This window comes from Cohnella sp. GCM10027633 (assembly GCF_042675445.1).
In the GTDB taxonomy this organism is placed as follows: domain Bacteria; phylum Bacillota; class Bacilli; order Paenibacillales; family Paenibacillaceae; genus Cohnella.
Genome location: NZ_JBHTGV010000001.1, coordinates 547751 through 572947, shown reverse-complemented (window position 1 = coordinate 572947; position 25197 = coordinate 547751). Strand labels below are relative to the sequence as shown.

Below are 25197 nucleotides of genomic sequence, written 5' to 3'. Positions count from 1 at the left end.
GCCGATCGAAGCTCGGTCAAGGACCGAAGCGGAACCAGCTCAGCTTGGCCTCGCCATCGATGAGCAGGTATACGCTTCGGTTTCCTGCCGTCGGTTCGATCGCGCAGGTCGACGTCTGCCAGCCTTTCGCGGAGCGCAGGCGACAGGTGCCGACGAGCGGGCCGTCCGGCGCGTCCAGTCGAACGCTGACGGCGACGTCCGCGGCTGCGGATGCCCGAAGCTCGAAGAAGCGGAGATCGTCGGCAAGCGCCGCGTCGTCGAACCGAATCCATGCGCCTTCGGCGCGAGTGGCAACGCTGTCTCGGCCCTCCGTATTGTCGGAGATGTAAACGTTCGCATAGTCGTCGTAGTTGACGGCGCGCGTCACGCGGCTCAAGTCGCGCGGCGGAATCGTTTCTCCGACGACCGACAGCTTGCCTTCGAGCCGGATGTCGCCGGACGAAGCGCCGACCAGGAACGCGTACTCGCCGGTTTCCAGGCACGCCTTCTCGCGGGTGACGTCCCAGAACGCAAGCTCGGCCGTCGCGACTTCGAACCGGACTTCGGCCGATTCGCCGGCGGCGAGCGAGATGCGCCGGAAGCCTTGCAGCTGTCTCAGCGGCCGCTTCACGCGGGACGTCAACGCTCTCGCGTATAGCTGAACGACTTCCTCGCCGGCGACGGGTCCGACGTTCGTCACGCGCAAGCTGACGCCGATGCGGTCCGGGCCGCCGTCCAGCTTCAGCTCGTCGTAGCGGAAGCTGGAGTAGCTAAGGCCGTGTCCGAATGGATAGAGCGGCTTGCCGGCAAAATATTGGTACGTGCGTTCGCTCTTGATAATGTCGTAATCCATGAAGTCGCCGAGCTGCGACGCCGATTCGTACCAGGTCATGTTCAAGCGGCCGGCGGGATTGCAATCGCCGAACAGCACGTCCGCCAGCGCGTTGCCGAGCTCTTGTCCGGCATGCGAAGAGTAAAGGACGGCCGGGATATGCTCCTGCAGCCATGGAATCGCGAACGGGTAGCTGCCGACGATGACGACGATCGTGTTCGGGTTCGCCTTGCGTACTTCCCGGATCAGCGTCTCTTGGGAAGCGGCCAGCGTCAGATCCGGCCGGTCGATCGTCTCCTTGCCGTTAATAAGCGGGTGGTTGCCGACGAAGACGATCGCGGTATCCGCGCTTCTCGCGGCGTCGACCGCTTCTTGCAGCCCGTCGGTCACCCGCTCGATCGCGAAGCGTTCCGCGTCTTCGCGGGCGCCGTCCAGTGCCGTTAGCTCGCCGGTCTTCTCGTCTACGGTAACCGGCCGATCGTTCCAAGTCGTGAACGAAGCAGATCGTCCTCCGTCCTGCGAGCGGACATGGAACACTTCCTTCGTGAACCATTCCCAGATATGCTCGGCCGACGCGGTTACCCGGCTGTCGTCGGTCGTCAGATAGCGGCCGTTCGCTTCGGAGACGAACGTATGGTTGTCCCAGCCCCAATCGGACTTCTCGAATATCGAAGCATCGTCCGATGTCTCGCCGGTTGCCGTTAGCGTTGCCTTCTCGTCGGTTCCCGCTCGGACGTAGAGCCCGGTCGCCGGAGACTTCAGCTTCACGCGGTCGCAGCCGCTCGCGAACGCGATCGAAGAGGCAGGGGCCAGCTTGGCGCGAATGCCTTCAAGCGGCGTAACCGCGTACGGAAGCAAGCCGCTATACCAGTCGCGGTATACTTTGCCGCCGAGCGGCCCGATGACCGCGATGTTGCCCGCCTTGCCGGCTTGCAGCGGCAGCGCGCCGTCGTTCTTGAGCAGCACGACGCTCTTGCGCGCGGCCTCGCGGGACAGGGCGGCGTGCTCCGGCCGCATAATCGCCGATTCGCCGATCGCGGCGTACGGATTGCGCTCGTCGGGATCGAATTCGCCTAGCCGGAACCGGACGCGGAACGTGTTGCGAAGCGCGACGTCCAGATCGTTCTCCGAGAGGAGACCATCCGAGAGCGCATCTCGGATCGCTTGCTTGGAGATCGGATGATCGTCGGTAATGCTGTCGACGCCGGCTCGGATCGTGAGCGCGACCGCTTCCTTGTAGGTGTCGACGTACTTATGGTCGTTCACGGTGCCGAGAACGTCGCCGGCGTCGCTGACGACGAAGCCGTTCATGCCCCATTCGCGCTTCACGATGTCGTTCACGTCGGTATTCAGGTTGGCGGGCACGCCGTTGACGGAGTTGTACGCCGTCATCATGGACAGGGCGCCGCCTTCCTTGAACGGGCTCTCGAACGCCTTCAAGTAATATTCGCGCATGTTGCGCGGATCGAGACTGACCGAGCATTCGCCGCGGTCGATCTCGTTGTTGTTGCCGATGAAATGCTTCAGCGACGCGACGGCTTTCACGTAGAACGGATCCTCGCCTTGGATGCCTTGAACGAGCGCGGACGTCAGCTTGCCCGCGAGATGCGGATCTTCGCCGTACGCTTCCTCGGTTCTGCCCCAGCGCGGATCGCGTTCCATGTCCACCGTGGGCGCCCAGAGAGTGAGCCCGTTGTGCGAAGGGTTGCGAGCATAGAAGCCGCGCGCTTCGTCGCCGATCGCGTCGCCGACGCGCTTCATCAGATCGACGTCCCACGTGCAGGCAAGGCCGATCGGCTGCGGGTACGTCGTCGCTTCGCCGAGCCAAGCCATCCCGTGCGCGGCTTCGGTGCCGTGCTTGTAGGGCTTGATGCCGAGACGGTCGATCGCGTCCTGGTATTGGCACATCAAGTTGATTTTCTCGTCTAGCGTCAAGCGTTCGACCAAGTCGTTCACCCGCTCTTCGAGCGGAAGGTCCGGATTGCGGAAAGGAAATGCCCTCGTATCGGTCATCGGTAGTCAGCTCCTTGTATTGTAAGGGGTTTCACACCGCATTGTAACATGGCCGCGCATCGGCGTTGTACCGTAGGAATTGTTCATGAAATCCGTTCATTATTAGTCGTTTTCAGGCAGGAGGTCGTCGTCCTTGTTCCGATTATTCTCTCATGCTTTCAATAACGTGAAGCTGCGGACGAAGCTTATCGTCTCGTTCGTCGTCGTCGTGTTCATCCCGGTGCTCATCGTCGGGGTGTTCCTGACGAACGAGCTGCGCAACATGGCGCTCGGCAACGCGACCGACCAGACGTCGACGAACGTGCAGCGCGTCAAAGCGCGGACGACGGACTTGATCAACGTGGCGTTCGACAGCGCGTACCGTCTCGCCAACGACGGCCGCCTCGGCAAAGTCGCGAACCGCTTCTACGAATCGAGGTTCGAAGTCGTCGAGGCGTACCGGGCGTATCCGGATTTCAACGAGATCCGCGAGCTGTACGAGGAGATCGACAACATCCGGTTCTACTTCGACAATCCGACGATGTTGAACAACTGGGAATTCATACAGCCGGACCGGAATACGGTGGAGACGGCGTGGTATCAACGGGCGCTCAGCGCCGGCAACGCCGTGAACTGGTACTACTTGGAAGACGAGCGCGACGGACGCAATTACTTGAGTCTCGTCCGCAAGATCAGCTTCCTCGACACGTCGACGAGCGGCGTCCTCGTCATCAACGTCAATATGACCATGCTCAACGACATCGTAAGCCAGGAGTCGTTCGAGACGATGATCGTCGACGACGACAATACGATCGTGGCGGCGAACCGTCCGGGACGGATCGGCAAGACGCTCGCCGACATCGACTTCGATCCGGACATCGCGGAAGCGAGCGGAGGCAGCTTCGAGACAGGCGTGTCCGGCCAACAATCCCGCATCTTGATCGAGCCGCTCGTGCCGGAATCGAGCGCGAACAAGCTGCGCATCGTCTCGATCTTCGCGGTCACCGACATCGTGAAAGACGCGAACCGGATCAATAGGCTCGCGCTGACCGTCATCTCGATCAGCTTGGCCGTCGCCATCTTCCTGATCTTCGCCGTCTCCACGATATTGTCCAAACGAATGCTGCGGTTGAGCAAGCATATCACGAAGGTAGCCACGGGCAACCTGGACACCGCGATGCAGATCGACGGCAAGGACGAGATCGGCCAGCTGTCCCGTCAATTCAATGCCATGGTGACGAGCATTAACGGCCTCGTCGCCGAGGTGCAGGAGACGAACCAGCAGAAGAACTTGCTCGAATCGAAGCAGAGCGAGATCAAGCTGAAGATGATGGCTAGCCAGATCAATCCGCACTTCCTGTTCAATGCGCTCGAATCGATTCGGATGAAGGCGCACCTGAAGGGAGAGAAGGAAATTTCGCAAGTCGTTCGGCTGCTCGGGAAGCTGATGCGGCGCAACCTCGAGGTCGGACAAGGGAAGACGAAGCTCGCCGACGAGATCGATATCGTGCGCTGCTACCTGGATATCCAGAAGTTCAGATACGAGGACCGCCTCGCGTACGAGCTTCATATCGACCCGGCGGCGACGCGGCTGCCGATTCCGCCGCTCATCGTTCAGCCTCTCGTCGAGAACGCGGTCATCCACGGGCTCGAGAACAAGATGGAAGGCGGCACCGTTCGCGTGACGATCGCGCTGGACGACGGCCTGATCCGCGTCGTCGTCGAAGACGACGGCGTCGGCATGACGCGGGAGAAGCTCGACCAATTGTCGCGGGCGCTGAGCGATACGAACGACGAAGAGAACCACCGTATCGGCTTGCATAACGTGCATACGCGATTGTTGCTGTCCTACGGCGCGGAGCACGGGCTTCGGTTCGAGAGCGAGCCGGGCGTCGGCACGCGGATCACGTTCACGATACCGATCGAGGAGGATGTATATGTATAAAGTCATGCTCGTCGACGACGAACCGACGATCAGGGAAGGCCTGCGCACGCTGATCGAGTGGGAGTCGCTCGGCTACGCGGTTGCGGATACGGCCGCCAACGGAATCGAAGCGCTGGACAAATGCGGGAAGCTGCAGCCCGATCTCATTATCGTCGATATCCGCATGCCCGTCATGAACGGCCTCGAGTTCGTGCAGACGCTCCGGGAGAGAGGCTTCGGCATGCACGTCATCATCTTGAGCGGGTACGCCGACTTCGAATACGCGAAGAAGGCGATGGCGTACCGGATCGACGGGTACTTGCTCAAGCCGGTCGACGAAGACGAATTGATCCAATACTTGAACCAATTGAAGCTTGACTTGGACATGGAATACGAGGACCGCCGGCTGGCCAAGGACGAGCGATCCGCCGATCACGAGACGGCGATCGTCCGGCGGTTGACCGGCGAAGGGCCGGAGTCGGCTTCGGCCCGTCCCGAATCGACGCGCGATTGGGAATCGTACGAGATCGCGCTCGTGAAGCCGTACGAGCTCGGCGACAACGAAGCGTCGGCTTACGCCGGCATTCGCCGCGAGCTGGTCGCCAGGTTCGAGGGCGCGGGACGGGGGCTCGTCTTCTCGATCGAGCCGTACTTCGGCCTGCTGCTGAAGAACGGCATCGAGGACGAGTGGCGCCGGCAGCAGACGCACAAGGATATCGCGGCGGCTTGCGAAGCGCATGCCGAAGATTTCGCCGCCGCGTCCGGGGGCAAGGTGGCCGATTGGGACGAGATCGGCGTCTCCTATCGGACCGCGCTGCGCGTCATGAAGCAGCGGTTCTTCCACGAGAGCGGGCGCATCGCGGGCAGGGAGGCGGAGGCGGAGCGAGACGAAACGCCGAACCCGGACTGCGCCGTCGATGCCGAAGCGGCGGCGGAGAAGTTGGTCCTGGCGCTGGACGTGGGCAATCGGGACGCGATCCGCGAGCAGGTCTCGGAGACGGCAGGCCATATGGCCGCGTGCCGGTACGGCGAACAACCGTTCAAATCCGAGCTCGTCCAGATCGCCGCGGCGGCGCTCGACAAGCTGTCCGTCGCCCGTCCGGAGCTGCGGAGCCGGGAATACCGGGCCAAGCTGCTCGAGCTGTACAAGGAGCATCGCAGCGGCACGTTCGTCGATCATCTCGTCGGCATTCTGCAGGAGATCGCGAGCCAGGTCGACGGCTCCTCCGCGGATAAGCAGATCGTGAAGATGATCGACCTGATCGGACGGAACTATGCCGAGAACCTGAAGCTGGAGAAGTTGGCGGAGCTGTTCAACTATAATAGCGCGTATTTGGGCAAGTTGTTCAAGAGCGAGACCGGCGAGAGCTTCAACACTTACTTGGACAAGGTGCGCATCGAGCAAGCCAAGCAGATGCTGGAGCAGGGGATGAAGGTGTACCAGGTCGCGGAGAAGGTCGGCTACGCGAACGTCGACTATTTTCATAGCAAATTCCGCAAATACGTCGGCATATCGCCTTCGGCTTACAAGAGGAAATGATCGTTCGGCCATCGGAGAAGCGAGGCGTCCCTGCGGGAATGCCTCGTTTTTTAGCGATCGTGAATCCGCTTACACTAATTTTTATATGATTTTATGCTCAATCCTTCGGGTATCGGGATGATCGGTGACAGCGTTATCATGAATGCATACGGCAGGAGGGATTGTATGAAAGCGATCACAACGGATTCGGCATTATCAACGAGAGATCGGGGCAGGTTCTGGCGTACGTTCGCACGCAACAAGTACTTATACATGATGTCGCTGCCATTCGTCGCATGGGTGTTCGTCTTCAGCTACTACCCGCTCTGGGGGTGGACGATGGCGTTCCAGAAGTTCAAGCCCGCGCTCTCGTTCGGAGAGCAAGAGTGGGTCGGGTTCGACCACTTCAAGGCGCTGTTCAACGACGACACGTTCTACCTCGTCCTTCGGAACACGCTCGCGATGAGCTTCATGGGCATTATCGCCGGCTTCGCGGTTCCGATCCTGTTCGCGGTCATGCTCAACGAAATTCGCAGCATGGCGTTCAAGCGGGTCGCGCAGACGATCTCGTACTTGCCTCACTTCGTCTCGTGGGTCGTCGTCGCGGGCATCGTCACGAAGATGCTGTCCACCGATAACGGCGCCATTAACGAATTGTTGATGTGGCTGGGCATCATTAACGAGCCGATCCAATTCATGGCCAAGGGAGAATGGTTCTGGGGCATCGTCACCGTCTCCGACGTCTGGAAGGAGATGGGCTGGAACACGATCATCTACTTGGCGGCGATCGCGGGCATCGGGCCGGAGCTGTACGAAGCGGCCAAAGTCGACGGCGCGAGCCGCATCAGGCAAATCTGGCACATAACGCTGCCGGGCATCCGCACGACGGTCGTCATCCTGCTCATCATGTCGATCGGCCACTTGATCCAGATCGGCTTCGAGAAGCAGTTCCTGCTCGGCAACAACTTGGTCCGCGATTACTCTCAAGTGCTCGACCTGTACTCGCTCGAGTACGGCTTGCAAATGAGCCGATTCTCATACGGCACGGCGATCAACATCTTCAACTCCGTCGTCAGCATCGCGCTACTGTTCGCGGCCAACGGCATTTTCAAACGAATCACGAAAGAAAGCATTATGTAGGGGGGTGCCAAGATGACAGCCAGAAAAATGCTGAAAGGCGCGCCTATGTCAGACCGGGTGTTCAACATCGTCGTGTACGCGTTCGTCATCCTCGTCATGGTCGTCACGCTGTATCCGTTCCTGAACGTGCTGGCGCTGTCGTTCAACGATTCGATCGACAGCGTCCGGGGCGGCATCACGATCTTCCCGCGGGAGTTCACTTTCAAGAACTACGAAGTCATCTTCTCGTTCTCGGGTCTCGTCACGGGCTTCAAAATCTCGGTGCTCCGGACGCTCGTCGGCACGGTGCTCGGATTGATCAGCGCCTCGATGCTGGCGTACACGCTCAGCCGTCCGGACTTCCAAGCGCGCAAGTTCGTCTCGGTATACTTGGCTCTAACGATGTACATCTCCGCGGGTCTCATTCCGTTCTACCTGCTCATCCGCGACCTGGACATGATGAACACGTTCGCCGTGTACGTATTGCCGGGCCTCGTCAGCGCGTTCAACGTCTTCGTCATCCGCTCGTTCATGGACGGCATTCCTTACGCCCTTCAGGAATCCGCGAAGCTGGACGGCGCGAACGACTTCACGATCTATTGGCGGATCATCCTGCCGATGTCGAAGCCGGCGCTCGCTACGATCGCGCTGTTCCTGGCCGTCGGACAGTGGAACTCCTGGTTCGATACGTACTTGTATAACGGATCGAACGACGCGCTCACGACGCTGCAGTACGAGCTCATGAAGGTGCTGCAGAGCACGACGAGCGGCAACAACGGGGATTGGCGCAACAACAACATGACGCAGGTCATGTCCACGGTGTCTCCGGAGTCGGTCAAAATGGCGATCACGATCGTCGTCACCGTCCCGATTCTCGTCGTCTATCCTTTCCTTCAGCGTTACTTCGTGAAAGGCATGACGCTCGGCGCGGTCAAAGGCTGATCGCCTTCGGCCCGCGCTTCGCAAAGATCGGTATTGTTGGGGAGACCCATTGATACAATATAGGCTTGATAAATATTAGGAGGGTTACACATGAACAGAATGCGCAAGTGGTCAGGCCTCGTTCTGACGACGACGTTGCTCGCCGGCGTGCTCGCGGCGTGCGGCAACAATAATAACGAAAACGGCGCGAGTCCATCCGCAAGCCCGTCCGCCAGTCCGTCCGGCACGGCCAGCGCGTCGCCGGAGACGCTCGAACCGATTAACTTCACGTTCTACAGCGAAGACCCGAACCCGCACTGGACGAACATGCAAGACGATGTCGGCAAAGCGATCACGGCGAACACCGGCATTACGCTCGACGCGGAATTCGCCGTCGGCGACCCTGTTCAGAAGTCTTCCCTCATCGCGGCAAGCGGCGAGTATCCCGACCTGATCAGCGCGAAGGCCAGCATCAGCAAATTCGTCGACGCGGGAGCGGTTCTCGACTTGACCGACCTGATCGACCAATACGCGCCGAACATCAAGAAAGTGTTCGAAGGCCAAATGTCCCGCCTGAAATACAGCGAAGAAGACCAAGCGATCTACGTTATTCCGTCCTATAGCCAAGTGAACCAACAATACTTCAACGCCGGCGGCGGCTTCGAGCTGCAGCACCGCGTCGTGAAGGAGCTCGGCTACCCGCAGATCAAGACTGTCAAAGATTTCGAGAAGGCGATCAAAGACTATCTCGCCCTGCATCCGACGGACGAGAACGGCAACCCGAACATCGGTCTAACGCTTAACGCGGACGACTGGCACATGTTCATCTCCGTAACGAACCCGGCGTTCCTGACGACGGGCGGCGCGGACGACGGCGAATTCAACATCGACATAGACACACAGAAGGTTACTTACCACTTCCGCCGTCCTGCCGAGAAAGAATACTTCCGCTGGTTGAACGGCATGAACGCGCAAGGCTTGCTCGACAAAGAAACGTTCGTGCAGAAGGACGACCAATACAAAGCGAAAGTCGCGACGGGCCGCGTGCTCGGCTTGATCGACCAAGACTGGAGCTACGGCGACGGCGAGAAAGCGCTGAAGGCCGAAGGCAAGTTCGAATACGGCTACGGCCACTATCCGGTCACGCTGACGGAAGAGTACAAAGAAGCTTCGTTCTGGCCTACGGGCTTCATGGGCGGCAACGGCATCGCGATCTCCAAGGACAATCCGGATCCGGTTCGCGCGATCAAGTTCCTCGATTTCCTCGCGTCCGAACAAGGCCAAGTGCTCGTCAACTGGGGAGTCGAAGGCAAGCACTACAACGTCACGGACGGCAAGCGCGTCATACCCGAAGACGTCAACAACCGCAAGATCAACGACGCGACGAACTTCCAGAAGGAAACCGGCATCGGCAACTACACGCTCATGTCCGCCCGTTACGGCGACGGCGTGAAAGATTCGACGGGCAACTACTTCACGACGAACTTCCCGGAGCAAATCGTAGCGGGCTTCAACCAAGCGGAGAAAGACACGCTGGCCGCTTATGGCGCGACGACCTGGAGAGACCTGTTCCCGAAAGAAGAAGAGTTCAAGGTTCGTCCGTGGGGCGCATCGTGGAACATTCCGATTCCTACGGACAGCGAAGCGGTCGTCATCGAGAAGAAGCTTCAAGACATTACGTGGAAGCGTATTCCGGAAGCGATCTTGGCGAAGCCGGAGCAATTTGATACGATTTGGGATAAGTACCAGCAAGAGCTGATCGCGGCCGACGTGGAAAAAGCGGAAAAAATCCGCGAAGAAATCGTCAAATCCCGCGTCAAGCTGTGGAGCGAATAATCGGTTCATAAGGAAATGGATTGGAGGGCCCGGGCTTGCGCGGGCTCTCCTTTCCGCGTAGAGGAGCGTTGGAGCGGATGGAATGGAAGCTGTGGTACAAGCATCCGGCAAGCGTCTGGGAAGAGGCGCTGCCGATCGGCAACGGCCGTCTCGGAGGAATGGCGTTCGGCGGCGCCGAGACCGACGTCGTGCAGTTGAACGAAGACACGTTATGGGCGGGTTTCCCGAGAGATCAAGTCGGCTACGAGGCGAGAAGGCATCTCGCGAAGGCGCGAGAGCTGATCTTCGCCGGCAAGTACGCGGAAGCCGAGCGGTTGGTCGAAGCGAAGATGCTGGGACGGGATTGCGAGCCGTATTTGCCGGCGGGCGACTTGATCGTGACGCGAAGAGGCGGCGGGGCCGCGACCGATTATCGGCGCGAGTTGAATCTTGCGGAGGGCATCGCGAGCGCGACATACCGGGTAGAGGAGACGACCGTTCGCGCGATTTATTTCGTAAGCGCGCCGGATCAAGCGCTAGTCGCGCATTACGAGACGACGGGCGGGACGCTGAACGTCGACGTCGCGCTGACGAGTCCGCTTCGATCGTCGGTCTCGGCGTGTCCGGACACGCAAGCGATAACGCTCGTCGGCCAAGCGCCGAGCCATGTTGCCGACAATTACCGGGGAGATCACCCGGAAGCCGTCCTGTACGAACCCGGCCTGGGCATGCCGTTCGCGGTTCGCGCCGCGATCGAGACGGACGGCATCGTCCGCGAGGAATCGGGCAAGCTGGTCGTCTCCGGCGCGCGCCGGATGACCGTCTACGTCGCGGCGGCAACCGGATACCAGGGGTATGCGTCTCCCTTCCGGGAAGCCGAGATCGGCGTCGACGAATGCAGGGAGCGGCTCGCCGCCGCAATGGCGAGAGGGTTCGAAGCGCTTCGGGAACGTCATGCGAGCGAGCACCGGGAGCTATTCGATCGGATGCGTCTCCGTCTCGGAACGGATGAAGCGAACGTATCTTCCGGGTCCGGCTTGCCGACGGACGAACGTCTCGCAGCCTACCGGGCAGGAAGCGAAGATCCGGCGCTGGAGGCGCTCTACTTCCAATACGGAAGGTATTTGCTCATGGGAAGCTCGCGGCCCGGCACGCAGCCCGCGAACTTGCAGGGCATCTGGAATCCGCACGTACAGCCGCCATGGAATAGCGATTATACGGTCAACATCAACACGCAGATGAATTATTGGCCGGCGGAGACGTGCAACCTGAGCGAATGCCACGATCCGTTGTTCGATATGCTGAGCGAGCTGAGCCGGACGGGCGAGCGAACGGCGCGCATCCATTACGGCTGCCGCGGCTGGACGGCGCATCATAACGTCGACCTGTGGCGGATGTCTACGCCTACGGGAGGGAGCGCGATGTGGGCGTTCTGGCCGCTCGGCGGCGCGTGGCTCGTCCGCCATCTGTGGGAGCGATTCTTGTTCGACGGGGACGAGACGTTCCTGCGGGAGCGGGCGTACCCGATCTTGAAGGGCGCGGCGCTGTTCTGTCTCGACTGGCTCGTGGAAGGACCGGACGGTACGCTCGCGACGAATCCGTCTACATCGCCGGAGAACGTCTTCCTGACGGCGGAAGGGGAACGCTGCAGCGTCTCGATGTCTTCGACGATGGATATCGCCGTTATCCGCGAGCTGTTCTCTTCGTGCTTGCAGGCGATTCGGATCGTCGGAGGCGACGAGGCGTTCCGCGAAGAGCTTGACGCGGCGCTCGGCCGATTGCCGGACTACCGGATCGGCAAGCACGGGCAACTGCAGGAATGGCGCGAAGACTTCGAGGAAGCCGAGCCGGGGCACCGTCACGTCTCCCACTTGTACGGCTTGTATCCGGGCGATCAGATTCACGAGGGGACGCCGGAGCTGCTCGCCGCCGCCAGTCGCTCGCTGGAGCGGAGATTGGCCCATGGCGGAGGGCATACCGGATGGAGCTGCGCGTGGCTGATCAATCTGTTCGCGCGGTTGAAGGACGGGGGGCGGGCGTACGAAGCCGTTCGGACGCTGCTGGCCAAGTCCACTTACCCGAACCTGTTCGACGCGCATCCTCCGTTCCAGATCGACGGCAACTTCGGCGGCATCGCTGGAATGGCCGAGATGCTGCTGCAATCGCAACACGGCGTATTGGAATTGCTTCCGGCGCTGCCCGGCGCATGGCCGGACGGAGCGATCGGCGGCTTGCGCGCGAGAGGCGGGTTCGAGGTCGATATCGAATGGCAAGACGGCAAGCTTCGCTACGCCGAGATTCGGGCAACCCGGGACGGCGAGTGCCGCGTTAAGTGTGCCGGGACGGCGAGCGTCCGGACGGACGAGGCGAGTGGTGAACGGCAGACGTTCGACGGCGAAGCGAGATTCGCCGTCGTCGCGGGCGGACGTTATCGGATTTACGTCTGAACGCGAGGAAGTGAAGAGGGGGTCGACCTTAGGTCGGCCCTCTTTTTTTATCGACGACACAGACAAGCGAACATACCGTTAAGCCGCTCCGCGCATATGCTTCGATCAGACCGTCCTTAGGAGTACGAAAGGAGTAGTTGGAGTGGAACAGGTGCAACGTCCGCTTGTGTCCCTGTGCATGATCGTAAGGGACGAAGAGATGTTTCTGAAGAGCTGTCTGAACAGCGTAGGTCCCTTCGCGGAAGAGATCGTCGTCGTGGATACGGGTTCCGCCGACCGAACGATCGACATCGCGAAGGAAGCGGGAGCGCAAGTGCATTCTTTCAATTGGAACGGCAGCTTCGCGGAAGCTCGTAATTACGGGCTGGAACGGGCGACAGGTCAATGGATTCTGTACATGGACGCGGACGAACAGCTGGAGGTGCACGACGTGCACCGTTGGCTGGAGGCGTTGCATGATCCCTCGGCACGGGCATTGGCGATCCGGATCGTCAACTATTACGGCAAAGACGAAGTGAAGGAGTCCGATGCGTATCTTCTCTCGCAGATCAGACTGTTCCGCAACGATCTCGGCCTTACGTTCGAAGGCGCGATTCATGAGCAATTGAACTTGCGCGAGAAACTGCCCGGATTGAAGGGGGTGTCCGTGTTGCCCGCCGAAATCCACCATTACGGATATATCGACTCGATCGCCGATGCCAAGGGGAAGCAGATGCGGAACGCGGAATTGTTGGAGGCGGAACAGGAGAAGCCGGACTATCATCCGTGGGTCGATTATCACGTGGCGAACTTGTACTATCAGGATCGCGGTTACAAGAGCGCGGTCGAATGGGTGAACCGGGCGATCAAACGGTTCCTCGAACGCAAGGAAGTGCCGCCTTCGATGCTCTATAAGCTGAAGTATGAGGCGTTGCTTAAAGCGGGATATACGGATGACGCCTTGCTAGGCATAGACAAGGCGATTCGTATGTATCCCGATTACGTGGATTTGCATTATTGCAAAGGCAGGCTGCTCTATTCGGCCCGTCGGTACGCGGAAGCGTCGGAGTCGTTCCAAACTTGCCTCGCGTTGGGCGACGGCCATCCGTTCTATCTCGTACAACGCGGCGCGGGCAGCTTCCTGGCCGAGAAGTACGCGGAACGTTGCCGGAGCATCATCGCCGACGCTTCGGCCGGGACTAACGACGGAGGTGAACGCGCTTGATCACGATCAGCTTATGCATGATCGTCAAGAACGAAGAAGACAGCTTGCCCCGTTGCCTGAAGTCGGTAGAAGGGGTCGCGGACGAGATCGTAATCGTCGATACCGGCTCCACCGACCGGACGAAGGAGATCGCGGCCGGCTTCGGCGCCGTCGTTCGCGACTTCGTCTGGATCGATCATTTTGCGGCCGCGCGCAATTACGCCTTCAGCTTGGCGACGAAGCAATATCAACTGTGGCTCGACGCCGACGACGTGTTCGAGGCGCCCGACAGGGAGAAGCTGCTCGCCTTGAAGCGGACGCTGAATCCGGCCGTCGACAGCGTGACGATGCTCTACAACCTCGCGTTCGACGCCGAGGGCAAGCCTTCCTCCAGCCTTCGCCGCAATCGACTCGTGCGCCGGGATCGCAAGTTCCAATGGATCGGACCCGTTCACGAGTATTTGGCCGTCGGCGGGAACGTCCAGCACAGCGACATCGCGGTCACCCATCGCAAAGAGCGGGCTTACACCGATCGCAACCTGCGCATCTACCGCAAGCGGGAACAAGCGGGAGAGGAATTCAGCCCGAGAGATTTGTACTACTTCGCCAACGAGCTGAGAGATCATCGGTTCCATGCGGAAGCGATCGTATATTACGAGAAATTCCTGTCCAGCGGAGCGGTATGGGTAGAAGACGGAATTCCCGCGTGCGTGAAGCTGTCGGACTGTTATTACGAGGAAGGCCGGAAAGAGGAGCAGCTGGTCGCGCTGCTCCGGTCGTTCGCGTTCGATAAGCCGCGACCCGAGCCATGCGTCAAGATCGGCGACTACTGGCAAGAGCGCCAAGAATACGACAGGGCGATCTATTGGTACGAGCTGGCGACGCGGTCGGAGCCGACCCAACAATCGATGGGCACCCGCAATTCATACGCGTCGACCTGGTATCCGCACCTACAGATGTGCGTCTGCTACGATCGGCTCGGCCAATTGGTAGAGGCGAACCGGCATAACGAGATCGCGCTCTCTTATTCTCCCTCTCATCCTAGCATGCTCTTCAACCGGCGGTATTTCGCGGGGAAAATCGCGCGCTGACCGGACGGGCGGGCTTATGCCGATGGGACTGACGCATAGAGACATTCATGTAATTTCGAGCGTGGCGTGTAAGTTGTCCCGTACCAAGGGACCCGCTTATCCATAAAATAGAGAGCAATCTATTTTGTTAATTTCAGAGAGGAGGTGTTGCATTGTCACCATTTCCGAATATTCCGAACTTGACGCAGCTGATAGAGCTATCCCGGGACGAAGCGATTAACTTGCTGCTCACCTCGATCGCGGTCGAAGAGATCGGACTCGGCCACATTCTGAAGGCGGAAGGCGATAAAATCAAATTCGCGGTCGGTACGCTGGGTCACAAGCATAAGAAGCACAAGCATAAGCACAAGCATCACCATCATCACGGCAGCGTCAAGAAGGCGTTGAAGGTGAACAAGAGCGTTCGCAAGACGATTCGCGAGGTAGCGAGAAAAGAGCGCATTCTGCTCGAGAAGCTGCAGACGATCATGGCGTACTTGGAGCCGATCGGTCCGACGGGCGGATACACAGGCGCAACGGGCGCAACGGGGCCGACCGGCCCGACGGGCGTTACGGGAGCAACGGGCGCTACAGGAGCGACAGGTGCAACAGGGGTAACAGGTGCAACAGGGGTAACAGGGGTAACAGGTGCAACAGGCGTAACAGGCGTAACAGGTGCAACAGGCGTAACAGGTGCAACAGGCTTAACAGGAGCAACCGGAGGTACCGGGGCGACAGGATCGACGGGCTCTACCGGCGCTACGGGCATAACGGGTGCTACGGGATCTACAGGAGCAACGGGTGCAACGGGCGAGACGGGGGCTCCGGGGCCGACCGGCGGCGCGACGGGATCGACGGGCGCGACGGGCGCGACGGGCGCTACGGGGGCAACGGGACCGACCGGGCCAACGGGCGCCACGGGATCTCTCGCGACGGGGGATTTCCTGTTCAACGTCATCGGGACGACCGGATCGGCGACGGTCGGTTTCGGAGAAAACCTGATCTTCGTCTCGGATACGCTCGAAATCGAGGTAACGGAAGGCTCGGCGATCGTGCGGATCGAGAACCCGACGCCGACGGGAGCAACCGGTTCGACTGGGGCTACGGGGGCAACCGGAGCAACGGGTGGAACCGGCGCGACTGGCGCAACAGGTGCTACGGGTGCAACAGGTGATGCGGGCGCAACCGGAGCAACGGGTGGAACCGGCGCGACTGGCGCAACAGGTGCTACGGGTGCTACGGGTGCTACAGGTGATGCAGGCGCAACCGGAGCAACGGGTGCAACGGGCGCTACAGGCGCAACGGGAGCGACAGGCAGTACGGGCGCAACCGGAGCAACGGGCGACACGGGCGCAACCGGAGCAACGGGCGACACGGGCGCAACGGGCAGCACGGGTGGAACCGGCGCGACAGGCGCAACAGGTGGTACGGGCGCAACGGGCAGCACGGGTGGAACCGGCGCGACAGGCGCAACAGGTGGTACGGGCGCAACGGGCAGCACGGGTGAAACCGGCGCGACAGGCGCAACAGGTGATACAGGCGCAACGGGCAGCACGGGTGCAACCGGCGCAACCGGAGCAACGGGCGCAACGGGCGCAACAGGAGCAACAGGAGCAACAGGAGCAACAGGAGCAACAGGTGCGACAGGTGCGACAGGTGCGACAGGCGAAACGGGAGCAACGGGCAGCACGGGTGCAACCGGCGCGACAGGTGCAACGGGTAGCACGGGAGCAACCGGTGCAACCGGAGCGACGAGCGCGACAGGTGCAACAGGAGCAACAGGAGCGACGGGCGACACGGGAGCAACGGGCAGCACGGGTGCAACCGGAGCAACAGGAGCAACGGGAGCAACGGGCGACACGGGAGCAACGGGCAGCACGGGTGTAACCGGGGCAACAGGCTCAACGGGTGACACGGGAGCAACCGGAGCAACGGGCGACACGGGCGCAACGGGAGCAACCGGAGCAACGGGCGACACGGGCGCAACGGGCAGCACAGGTGCAACGGGCAGCACAGGTGCAACGGGCGACACGGGAGCAACCGGGGCAACAGGCGCAACGGGTGACACGGGAGCAACGGGCAGCACAGGTGCAACCGGGGCTACAGGCGCCACGGGCGCAACGGGCAGTACAGGTGCAACCGGAGCTACAGGCGCAACGGGTGCAACGGGCGACACAGGAGCAACAGGCGCGACGGGAGCAACTGGCGATACGGGCGCAACAGGAGCAACCGGCGGTACTGCGCTTGCGGAAGGCTTCTCGGCGATCTTGCCTTCGTTGTCCGTAGCGGCAACTACGCAATTAACGGGTTGGTCGGTCGCAAGTCCGTATTTCGACAGCGCGAGCTTCAACGAGGTTGCAGGTACCTATACGGTACCGGCTGATGGTCGTTATCTCATTACCGCAACGATGAACTATACGACGACAGCCGCGATTTCGATTAACCTCGGTCCAGGCATTGACCCGGCTTTCGTCGTGCGCAGAACGTCTCCGGTCTTAACCGATTTGATCACGGGACTGTTCCCGATCTTGAACGTCAACGTGGCTTTGGTATTGACCTTGAGGGCGGTGTTGGGCAACGGTACGGTTACGTTGGCCGGCGAAGTCGAATTGACCGCGGGCGATGTCCTCGCCATGTTCTACGAGGCCAGCGGGTTGACGATTTCGCTTGACCTCGGCGGTGCCGGAGAAGGCATGGTTTGGTCGATTAACCGCATCACGTAAGAACGGAATTAACGGCTCTGCCAACGCATGCGTTGGCAGAGTTTTTCATGCGTGGACGGAACGGTCCACTAGCGGATTTTTGGATAAAAAAGGTGGTTGTCCCGTTGCTAGATTAAGAGAACGACATACGATAAATGGAAATCCATTTTCTTCACTATAAGGAGGTTATCGATGGCACCGCTACCTAACATTCCGAACTTGACGCAATTGCTGGCTTTGGATCAAGAAGAAGCGATCAACTTGCTGCTCGCTTCGATCGCGGTCGAAGAGATCGGCCTCGGCTACATTCTAAGCGCGGAAGCCGCAAAGATCAGATTCGCGGTAAGAGGGCGTCACAACAGCAAACACAGAGTCAAGAAAGCAATTAAGGTCAACAAGAGTGTTCGCAAAACGATCCATGCCGTCGCGAAAAAGGAGCGTATTCTGCTCGCTAAACTGAGAACCATTCTAGAGTACGTAGGAGGACCCGTAGGACCGACGGGAACAACCGGCGCAACGGGAACAACCGGCTCTACTGGAGCAACGGGAGCAACCGGAGCAACCGGTTCTACCGGCGCGACAGGTTCGACTGGCTTGATCGGCGCAACGGGCGCAACGGGTGCTACTGGAGCAACTGGAGCAACTGGAGCAACTGGAGCAACTGGAGCAACGGCTGCGACAGGTGCAACCGGTACAACGGGTGCGACAGGCGCGACGGGAACCACCGGAGCCACCGGAGCCACCGGAGCCACCGGAGCCACCGGAGCCACCGGAGCCACCGGAGCCACCGGAGCCACAGGTGCAACAGGCGCGACGGGAACGACCGGAGCCACCGGAGCCACCGGAGCCACCGGAGTCACAGGTGCAACAAGCGCAACGGGTGCGACAGGAGCAACCGGAGCAACCGGAGCAACTGGAGCAACTGGAGCAACTGGAGCAACTGGAGCCACCGGAGCAACTGGAGCATCTGGAGCAACCGGAGCAACCGGAGCAACTGGAGCAACCGGAGCAACTGGAGCCACCGGCGCAACTGGAGCCACCGGCGCAACCGGCGCAACCGGCGCGACAGGTACAACTGGAGCAACCGGCACAACCGGTGATACCGGAGCTACAGGTACGACCGGAGCAACCGGCGTAACAGGCGCAGGGGCGATCATTCCGTTCGCTTCCGGCTTGCCTGCGACGCTTACGACCGTACTCGGCGGGTTGGCCAATACGAGCACGCTGGTCGGGTTCGGTACGGCTTCGCCGGGCGTCACGCTGATTGGCGGAACGATCGATCTGACCGGCGGCCCGGGCTTGCTGCTTAACGAAGCATTCTCGATGCCGCGCGATGGCGTAATTACTTCGATCTCCGCTTACTTCTCGACGACGGCCGCAGTGTCGCTGATCGGAACCACGATATCGATCACGGCGCAGCTGTACCAATCGACGACGCCGAACAATATCTTTACTCCGATTCCTGGCGGGGGCGTGACGCTGACTCCATCCCTTCAAGGGTTGGTTACGCTCGGTACGATCAGTTCCGGCTTCATTACGGGACTCAGCATCCCCGTCACGGCGCAGACGAGACTTCTGTTCGTCTTCTCGGCGAGCGTCATCGACGGAATCGATATCGCGGCGGTTGTCGCAGGCTATGCTAGCGGCGGCATTACGATAGCGTAACGAAGACAAGACTTCCTCGCCACGCGGGGAAGTCTTTTATTATAATAGAACTATTCTTAGTCATACATGGGATGGAAGGGAAAGTAACGATGACCTTATATCATGCGTACTTAAGAGGCATTAACGTCGGCGGCAACCATATCGTGCGGATGGCGGAATTGAAGCGGGTGCTCGAGGAGATCGGCATGCGAGGCGTGCAGACTTACATTCAGAGCGGCAACGTCCTGTTCGAGTCGAACGATACGGCCGATGCGTTAGTGGCGCGATTTGAGACGATTTTCGCCGACGCGTTCGGCTTTCCCGTCCCGACGATGATACGGAGCGCGGATGAGATGAAGTCAATCATGAGCCGTTGCCCGTATTCGTTCGAAGCGTTATCGGAAGGGCAGAGCATTCATCTGTCGCTGCTTAAGCAACCGCCGGCGGAGAAAGACATCCTCGGCATCCCCGATCTCGAAACCGGGAACGACGACTACCGAATCGACGGAAGAGAGCTTTACTATTATTTCAGCCAGAGTATGCTGGATTCCAAGCTTCCGAAGAAGCTGGGCAAGATCGGACCGGCCACGATGCGCAATTGGAAGACGATTCGTAAAATGGACGAGCTAACGGCGGCGCGGACTCCGTAGGACGAAGAACGGCATAAGGCGGGAGCCTTATGCCGTTTGACGATTCGCATAGTAATAATACATGCTGAGCGGCCACCAGACGATGGCGAAGATCGGATAGATCGCCCAGATTTCTTCGGTCGTGATCGCGTTCACCGTCACGAACAATAAGGCGCTGAGCGTCGCTCCCAGGATGGAGAACAGGAACCACCGCCCGCGGCGGCCGCAATAGATCGCGAGCGGCCACCACAATACGGCGTAAGCGGGGAATATCGCCCACGGAAATTCGGGGGAGACAAACACGTTCAAGAACGTATAGCTTACGATCACGCTCGCGCTGCCGATGATCGCCATCGCAAGCGTCTTCGCGAAGCGTCCGGCGTATAATAGAATCGGCCACCAGACGATGGCGAACGCCGCGTACAGAAACCATAGATGATCGGGCGTGTACAGCATGTTGTCTACGTACAGGCATCCGACGATAAGCAAGCTGTCGACGGCCGCGAATTGCTTGACCATGCCCCGCGCGGCGAAGTAGATGGCGAGCGGCCATTGCAAGATAAGCAGCGTCGGGTGGAAGAACCAGATATCGTCCGGGGACGTCAACTGGTTCACGATGAACAGGAATAAGATCGTCATTACGCTGCCGGCGAAGGCGAACGCGAACTGCTGGTTTTTCATGCCGGTCAACTCCTCTCTCACTTATTCGCCAGCCAGCGATAGAACATGGCCAGCGGCCACCATGCGACTGCGAAGGTCGGGTAGACGAACCAGATGTCGTCCGGCGTGTAATAGATGTTCACGAACAGGCACAGCGCGATAATGAGCAAGCTGCCCCAGATCGAGAAGCCCAGGTGAAGCGCGTACTTCCGTCTTCTGCCGCGATCCGCTTGCCCGCCGCCAAGCTCTTCCTTAATATCCGCGATATCCCCGAAGTCGACGATCGCTTTGTTGATCGCGTCTTCCTCTGCTTTGCCCTTGCGGACGAGGTCTTGCACCTTCTCCTCGAGATTCTGAACGATCTCTTCTTTCATCGCGTCCTTAGACTCGCTGTCCGGTATATCCTTGAACCAATCCTCTACGTGTCCTCTAATCTTCTTCAATGTAATCCCTCCATGAATATGTCCATAATGTCTTTGATCTCGTTCCATTCTTCGACCGTTTCCTTCAGATAGGCCCGCCCGAGCTTCGTGATCTTGTAATATCGCCTCTTGCCGCCATGCGAGATGTCTCCGAGATAGGACTCGATCAGTTCCTTGCGCTCCAGCCGCTGGAACACCGCGTACAGCGTCGCTTCCTTGATCTGGAACCGATCGTTCGTGCGGGCGCCGATCTCCTTGGAGATTTCGTAGCCGTATCGGTCCTCCTCGTAAATAAGCCGCAATATAATGGCGTCCAAATGCCCGCGTATAATATCGCTTCGAATCATTCGTCGTCCTCCTGTTCGCAGTATCGTCGTTCATTCGTTACGGCAAGTGTTCTGCCTGATAGTGCTCTGCGTGGTAGTGCTCTATCACATAGAGTTCTATCTGATGGAGTAAATATATCACCATGTACTCTACGTGTCAAAGTAATTTTTCAAATTTGTTGACTTAATACCCTGTGGGGTATATATTAAGAGTCATGAAAATACCTAGGCAGGTATACATCAAGAGGAGCGTGCATCGGGATGAAGAGAACGATCGTAATCGTCGGAGGCGTTGCCGGCGGCGCGTCCGCCGCGGCAAGATTTCGCAGGTTGAACGAGATCGACGATATTATTATGTTCGAGCGGGGAGAGCATATTTCATTCGCCAATTGCGGGCTGCCTTACCATATCGGAGAGACGATCCCGATCCGCGAGAAGCTGCTGATCCAGACGCCGAAGGCGATGTACGACCGATTCCGCATCGACGTCCGGACGTTGACCGAAGTCGTCCGCATCGACCGCGGGCGCAAGCAAGTCGTCGCGCGGCGCGCGGACACCGGGGAGGAGTACGTTCAGGCGTACGATTATCTCGTGCTGTCTCCAGGCGCCAAGCCGATCGTGCCGGATATCGACGGCATCGCGGAAGCGGACAACGTGCATACGCTGCGCAATCTGGCCGATATGGATCGGATCAAGAAAGCGGTAGACGCGGGACGAGCCTCGCGCGCGACGATCGTCGGGGGCGGATTCATCGGCATCGAGATGGCGGAGAGCTTGCGCGAGCGCGGGCTCGAGGTTACTCTCGCGGAGAGGGGGGATCAATTGCTGAAGCCGCTCGACGTCGAGATGGCGCGGATCGTGGAGCAGCATGCCGCTAGCAAGGGGGTGAAGCTTCGGTTCGGCTCGGATATCAGGAGAATCACGAACCGGGGACGCTTGATCGAATTCTCGAATGGAGACGTTCTGGCTACGGACTTGATCGTCATGGCGGTCGGCGTCGCCCCGGAGAACAACCTGGCAAGAGAAGCCGGACTCGCGCTCGGCATACGAGGCTCGATCAAGGTGAACGAGAGACTGCAGACGAGCGATCCGTCGATCTACGCGGTCGGCGACGCGATCGAAGTGAAGGACCGCGTACAGGGCTACGATACGACGGTGCCGCTCGCATGGGGCGCGAACCGCCAAGGCCGGCTCGTCGCCGACCATATCAACGGACGATCCGCCGAATACGCCGGCGCCTACGGTACGGCGATCGTTAAGGTATTCGATCTGACCGCGGCGGTAACGGGCAATAACGAACGGACGCTCGCGCGGCTCGGCATTCCGTACGAGACGCTTCATATTCATCCGCTCTCGCACGCGGGTTATTATCCCGGGGCGGCGTCGATCGCGTTGAAGCTACTGTTCGACGGCGAGACCGGTCGCATCTTCGGCGCTCAAGCCGTCGGGGCCGACGGCGTGGACAAACGGATCGACGTCATCGCCACGGCGATGCGCGGGGGCTTGCGCGCCTCGGAGCTCTCGGATCTCGAGCTGAGCTACGCGCCGCCGTACTCGTCGGCCAAAGATCCGGTGAACATGGCCGGGTACGTCGCCGGGAATATGATGGACGGGACGACGAAGACGTTGCAATGGCACGAGGCGGACGCCTTCGTGGCCGGCGGAGGGTTGCTGATCGACGTGCGCGATCCGGTCGAACGCGATTTCGGCTACATTCCAGGGTCGGTGAATATACCGCTGAACCGACTGCGGAGCAGATTGAACGAGCTGCCCAAGGACAGGGACATCGTCGTCTCCTGCCAAGTCGGCTTGCGGGGATATTACGCGCTCCGCTTGCTCGCGGAGAACGGATATCGGGTACGCAACTTGGACGGCGGGTACAAGACGTATTCGGTGGCGTACGGCAACCGATCCGGCAGCGTCGCTTCGTCTCGGCCCAAGCATCTTAGCGCGGCCGATCCCGCTCAGGCGAGCCGTCAGAGACAAGACAAGGCCAACGTCACGATTCGCGTCGACGCGCGCGGCTTGCAATGTCCGGGTCCGATCGTCAAAGTATACGAGGCGATGAACGGAATGAACGAAGGGGAAAGGCTCGAGGTGAAGGCGACCGACTTCGGCTTCGCGCCGGATATCGCGAAGTGGTCCGAGAAGATGGGCCATACGGTCGAATTCGTCGATACGAGCGACGTCGGAGTCACCGCGATCGTGCGCAAGGGCGGCGCGAAACCGGTCGAATCCGACGCCCCAGCCGCGCGGACGAACAACGGCGCGACTATGGTCGTGTTCAGCGGCGACTTGGACAAGACGATCGCGGCGTTCATTATCGCCACCGGAGCGGCGGCGATGGGCAAGAAGGTGACGATGTTCTTCACGTTCTGGGGACTGAACGTGCTGCGCAGGGCGGATGCTCCTCCGGTCAAGAAATCCGCGATGGAAGCGATGCTGGGCATGATGATGCCCAAAGGGTCGACGAGCTTGCCGCTCTCCAAGATGAATATGGGCGGCATCGGTCCGAAGATGATCCGTCGCGTGATGGACGGCAAAAACGTACAGTCGCTGGAATCGCTCATGGAAGGGGCGCTGACCGCCGGCGTGAAGCTTGTTGCGTGCACGATGAGCATGGATATAATGGGAGTGAAGCGGGAAGAGCTAATGGACGGCATCGACTACGCCGGCGTTGCCAGCTATCTTGGCGACGCGGAGGATGCGGGGCTTAACCTATTCATATGACCTTTAGGGGATGACGCGTTGACCGGATCATTCGAGGAAAGCTTACGCCAATACGCCGCGCTGGCGGTAGAAGTCGGGGTGAACGTCCAGCCGGGACAGACACTGTGCGTCATCTCGCCGATCGCTGCGGCGCCGTTCGTGCGCCTGGTCGCAAGACATGCCTACGAGATCGGGGCAAGGAACGTTCACGTCGATTGGAGCGACGAAGGCGTTACGAGAGCAAAGTTCGAGCTGGCGCCGCAAGACGCCTTGTCCGAATATCCGATGTGGCACGCCAAGGGAAGGGAAGAGATGGCCGCGGGCGGCGCCGCGTTCCTATGGGTAATCGCGGACGATCCGGATCTGTTGGCCGGTATCGAGCCGGCGCGCATATCAACCTATTCGAAGGCGCAATCGGTGGCGATGCAGCCGTTCCGGGCTTACACGACGACGAATAAAGTCGCTTGGTCGATCGTGGCCGTGCCTTCGCCCGCGTGGGCGAACAAAGTATTCCCGGACCTTGAGCCGTCCGAACGGGAATCGGCGCTATGGGACGCCATCTTCGCCGCGACTCGCGTCGTCTCCGAGCAGCCGGTAGCCGAGTGGAGAGCGCATGCCGAAGCGTTGCAAGCCCGCGCGGACAAGTTGAATGCGCTCAAGCTGACGGAGCTGCGCTATCGCGGACCGGGAACCGAGTTGACGGTCGGTCTTCCGGAAGGCCATTATTGGCGCTGCGCGGGGACGAGCAACGAGCGCGGCACGCCGTTCATTCCGAATATGCCCACCGAGGAAGTGTTCACTTCGCCTCATCGCGAACGCGTTAACGGTACGGTCGCCAGCAGCAAGCCGCTAAGCTACGCGGGCAATCTGATCGACGGCTTCGCGTTGACGTTCAAGGACGGCCGCGTCGTCGACTTCCGCGCCGATCAAGGCTACGACACGCTCAAGGAGCTGATCGAGACGGACGAGGGCGCGCGTTACTTAGGCGAAGCGGCGCTCGTGCCGCACCGTTCCCCGATCTCGGACACGAACTTGCTCTTCTACAACACGCTGTTCGACGAGAACGCGGCTTGCCATCTGGCGATCGGCTTCTCGCTGCCGTTCTGCCTCGAAGGCGGCGTGAACATGAGCAAGGAGGAGCTCAGAGAACGCGGCTTGAACGATAGCCTGACGCACGTGGACTTCATGATCGGACGCGAAGAGCTCGATATCGACGGCATCGATGCGGATGGGCGAGTCGTTCCGGTGTTCAGGGACGGCAACTGGGCATGGTAACGCATAGACGGAAAAATGGAGCCTCCGGC

17 protein-coding genes are annotated in these 25197 nt (G+C 60.0%); 13 read left to right on the top strand and 4 right to left on the bottom strand.

Going from position 1 to position 25197, the window contains the following annotated elements; translation table 11 throughout:
- Positions 1–16: 16 nt before the first annotated feature.
- On the bottom strand, positions 17–2824 hold the full coding sequence (locus tag ACFQZG_RS02460) for a glycoside hydrolase family 3 protein (protein WP_378149679.1): 2808 nt from the start codon (positions 2822–2824) through the stop codon (positions 17–19).
- A gap of 133 nt (positions 2825–2957) precedes the next feature.
- On the opposite strand from ACFQZG_RS02460, the gene ACFQZG_RS02455 reads away from it, so the two are divergent.
- The 11 genes from ACFQZG_RS02455 to ACFQZG_RS02405 all read left to right on the top strand — a co-directional run bounded on the left by ACFQZG_RS02455 (position 2958) and on the right by ACFQZG_RS02405 (position 19797).
- Positions 2958–4748, top strand: a complete 1791-nt coding sequence (locus ACFQZG_RS02455; protein WP_378149678.1) for a sensor histidine kinase — start codon at positions 2958–2960, stop codon at positions 4746–4748.
- Positions 4741–6267, top strand: coding sequence for a response regulator transcription factor (locus ACFQZG_RS02450; RefSeq protein ID WP_378149676.1), 1527 nt, complete (start codon positions 4741–4743; stop codon positions 6265–6267). The genes ACFQZG_RS02455 and ACFQZG_RS02450 overlap by 8 nt, the downstream gene beginning before the upstream one ends.
- A 165-nt stretch (positions 6268–6432) precedes the next feature.
- The gene (locus ACFQZG_RS02445; RefSeq protein ID WP_378149675.1) at positions 6433–7386 is read left to right on the top strand and encodes an ABC transporter permease; all 954 of its coding nucleotides are present in this window, start codon (positions 6433–6435) and stop codon (positions 7384–7386) included.
- Between the two features lie 12 nt (positions 7387–7398).
- The gene (locus tag ACFQZG_RS02440) at positions 7399–8307 is read left to right on the top strand and encodes a carbohydrate ABC transporter permease (RefSeq protein ID WP_378149674.1); all 909 of its coding nucleotides are present in this window, start codon (positions 7399–7401) and stop codon (positions 8305–8307) included.
- A gap of 90 nt (positions 8308–8397) precedes the next feature.
- Positions 8398–10122, top strand: a complete 1725-nt coding sequence (locus tag ACFQZG_RS02435; protein ID WP_378149672.1) for an ABC transporter substrate-binding protein — start codon at positions 8398–8400, stop codon at positions 10120–10122.
- A 77-nt stretch (positions 10123–10199) separates the two neighbouring features.
- Positions 10200–12548, top strand: coding sequence for a glycoside hydrolase family 95 protein (locus ACFQZG_RS02430; protein ID WP_378149670.1), 2349 nt, complete (start codon positions 10200–10202; stop codon positions 12546–12548).
- A gap of 142 nt (positions 12549–12690) precedes the next feature.
- On the top strand, positions 12691–13752 hold the full coding sequence (locus ACFQZG_RS02425) for a glycosyltransferase (protein WP_378149668.1): 1062 nt from the start codon (positions 12691–12693) through the stop codon (positions 13750–13752).
- Positions 13749–14822 (top strand): glycosyltransferase, encoded by a 1074-nt coding sequence (locus ACFQZG_RS02420; protein ID WP_378149667.1) that lies wholly within the window; start codon positions 13749–13751, stop codon positions 14820–14822. Before ACFQZG_RS02425 ends, ACFQZG_RS02420 begins: the two co-directional genes overlap by 4 nt.
- Before the next feature lie 152 nt (positions 14823–14974).
- Positions 14975–17524 (top strand): alpha-helical endospore appendage domain-containing protein, encoded by a 2550-nt coding sequence (locus ACFQZG_RS02415; RefSeq protein WP_378149665.1) that lies wholly within the window; start codon positions 14975–14977, stop codon positions 17522–17524.
- 171 nt (positions 17525–17695) lie between these two features.
- Entirely contained in the window at positions 17696–19168 is a 1473-nt protein-coding gene (locus ACFQZG_RS02410) for an exosporium glycoprotein BclB-related protein (protein WP_378149664.1), read from the top strand.
- 89 nt (positions 19169–19257) lie between these two features.
- Positions 19258–19797: a DUF1697 domain-containing protein gene (locus ACFQZG_RS02405; RefSeq protein ID WP_378149662.1), complete on the top strand. Its 540-nt coding sequence runs from the start codon at positions 19258–19260 to the stop codon at positions 19795–19797.
- Positions 19798–19824: 27 nt separating this feature from the next.
- Here the strand turns inward: ACFQZG_RS02405 and ACFQZG_RS02400 are convergent, their stop codons facing one another.
- The 3 genes from ACFQZG_RS02400 to ACFQZG_RS02390 are packed head-to-tail and all read right to left on the bottom strand — an operon-like array spanning position 19825 to position 21205.
- Positions 19825–20457 (bottom strand): hypothetical protein, encoded by a 633-nt coding sequence (locus ACFQZG_RS02400; RefSeq protein WP_378149661.1) that lies wholly within the window; start codon positions 20455–20457, stop codon positions 19825–19827.
- 17 nt (positions 20458–20474) lie between these two features.
- Positions 20475–20879, bottom strand: a complete 405-nt coding sequence (locus ACFQZG_RS02395; RefSeq protein ID WP_378149659.1) for a permease prefix domain 1-containing protein — start codon at positions 20877–20879, stop codon at positions 20475–20477.
- Positions 20876–21205: a PadR family transcriptional regulator gene (locus tag ACFQZG_RS02390; protein ID WP_378149657.1), complete on the bottom strand. Its 330-nt coding sequence runs from the start codon at positions 21203–21205 to the stop codon at positions 20876–20878. The genes ACFQZG_RS02395 and ACFQZG_RS02390 overlap by 4 nt, the downstream gene beginning before the upstream one ends.
- Positions 21206–21445: 240 nt before the next feature.
- Between ACFQZG_RS02390 and ACFQZG_RS02385 the strand changes: the two genes are divergently transcribed.
- Positions 21446–23914 (top strand): DsrE/DsrF/DrsH-like family protein, encoded by a 2469-nt coding sequence (locus tag ACFQZG_RS02385; protein ID WP_378149656.1) that lies wholly within the window; start codon positions 21446–21448, stop codon positions 23912–23914.
- An 18-nt stretch (positions 23915–23932) separates the two neighbouring features.
- Complete coding sequence (locus tag ACFQZG_RS02380; RefSeq protein ID WP_378149654.1) at positions 23933–25168, top strand: aminopeptidase; 1236 nt, start codon at positions 23933–23935, stop codon at positions 25166–25168.
- Positions 25169–25197 lie beyond the last annotated feature (29 nt).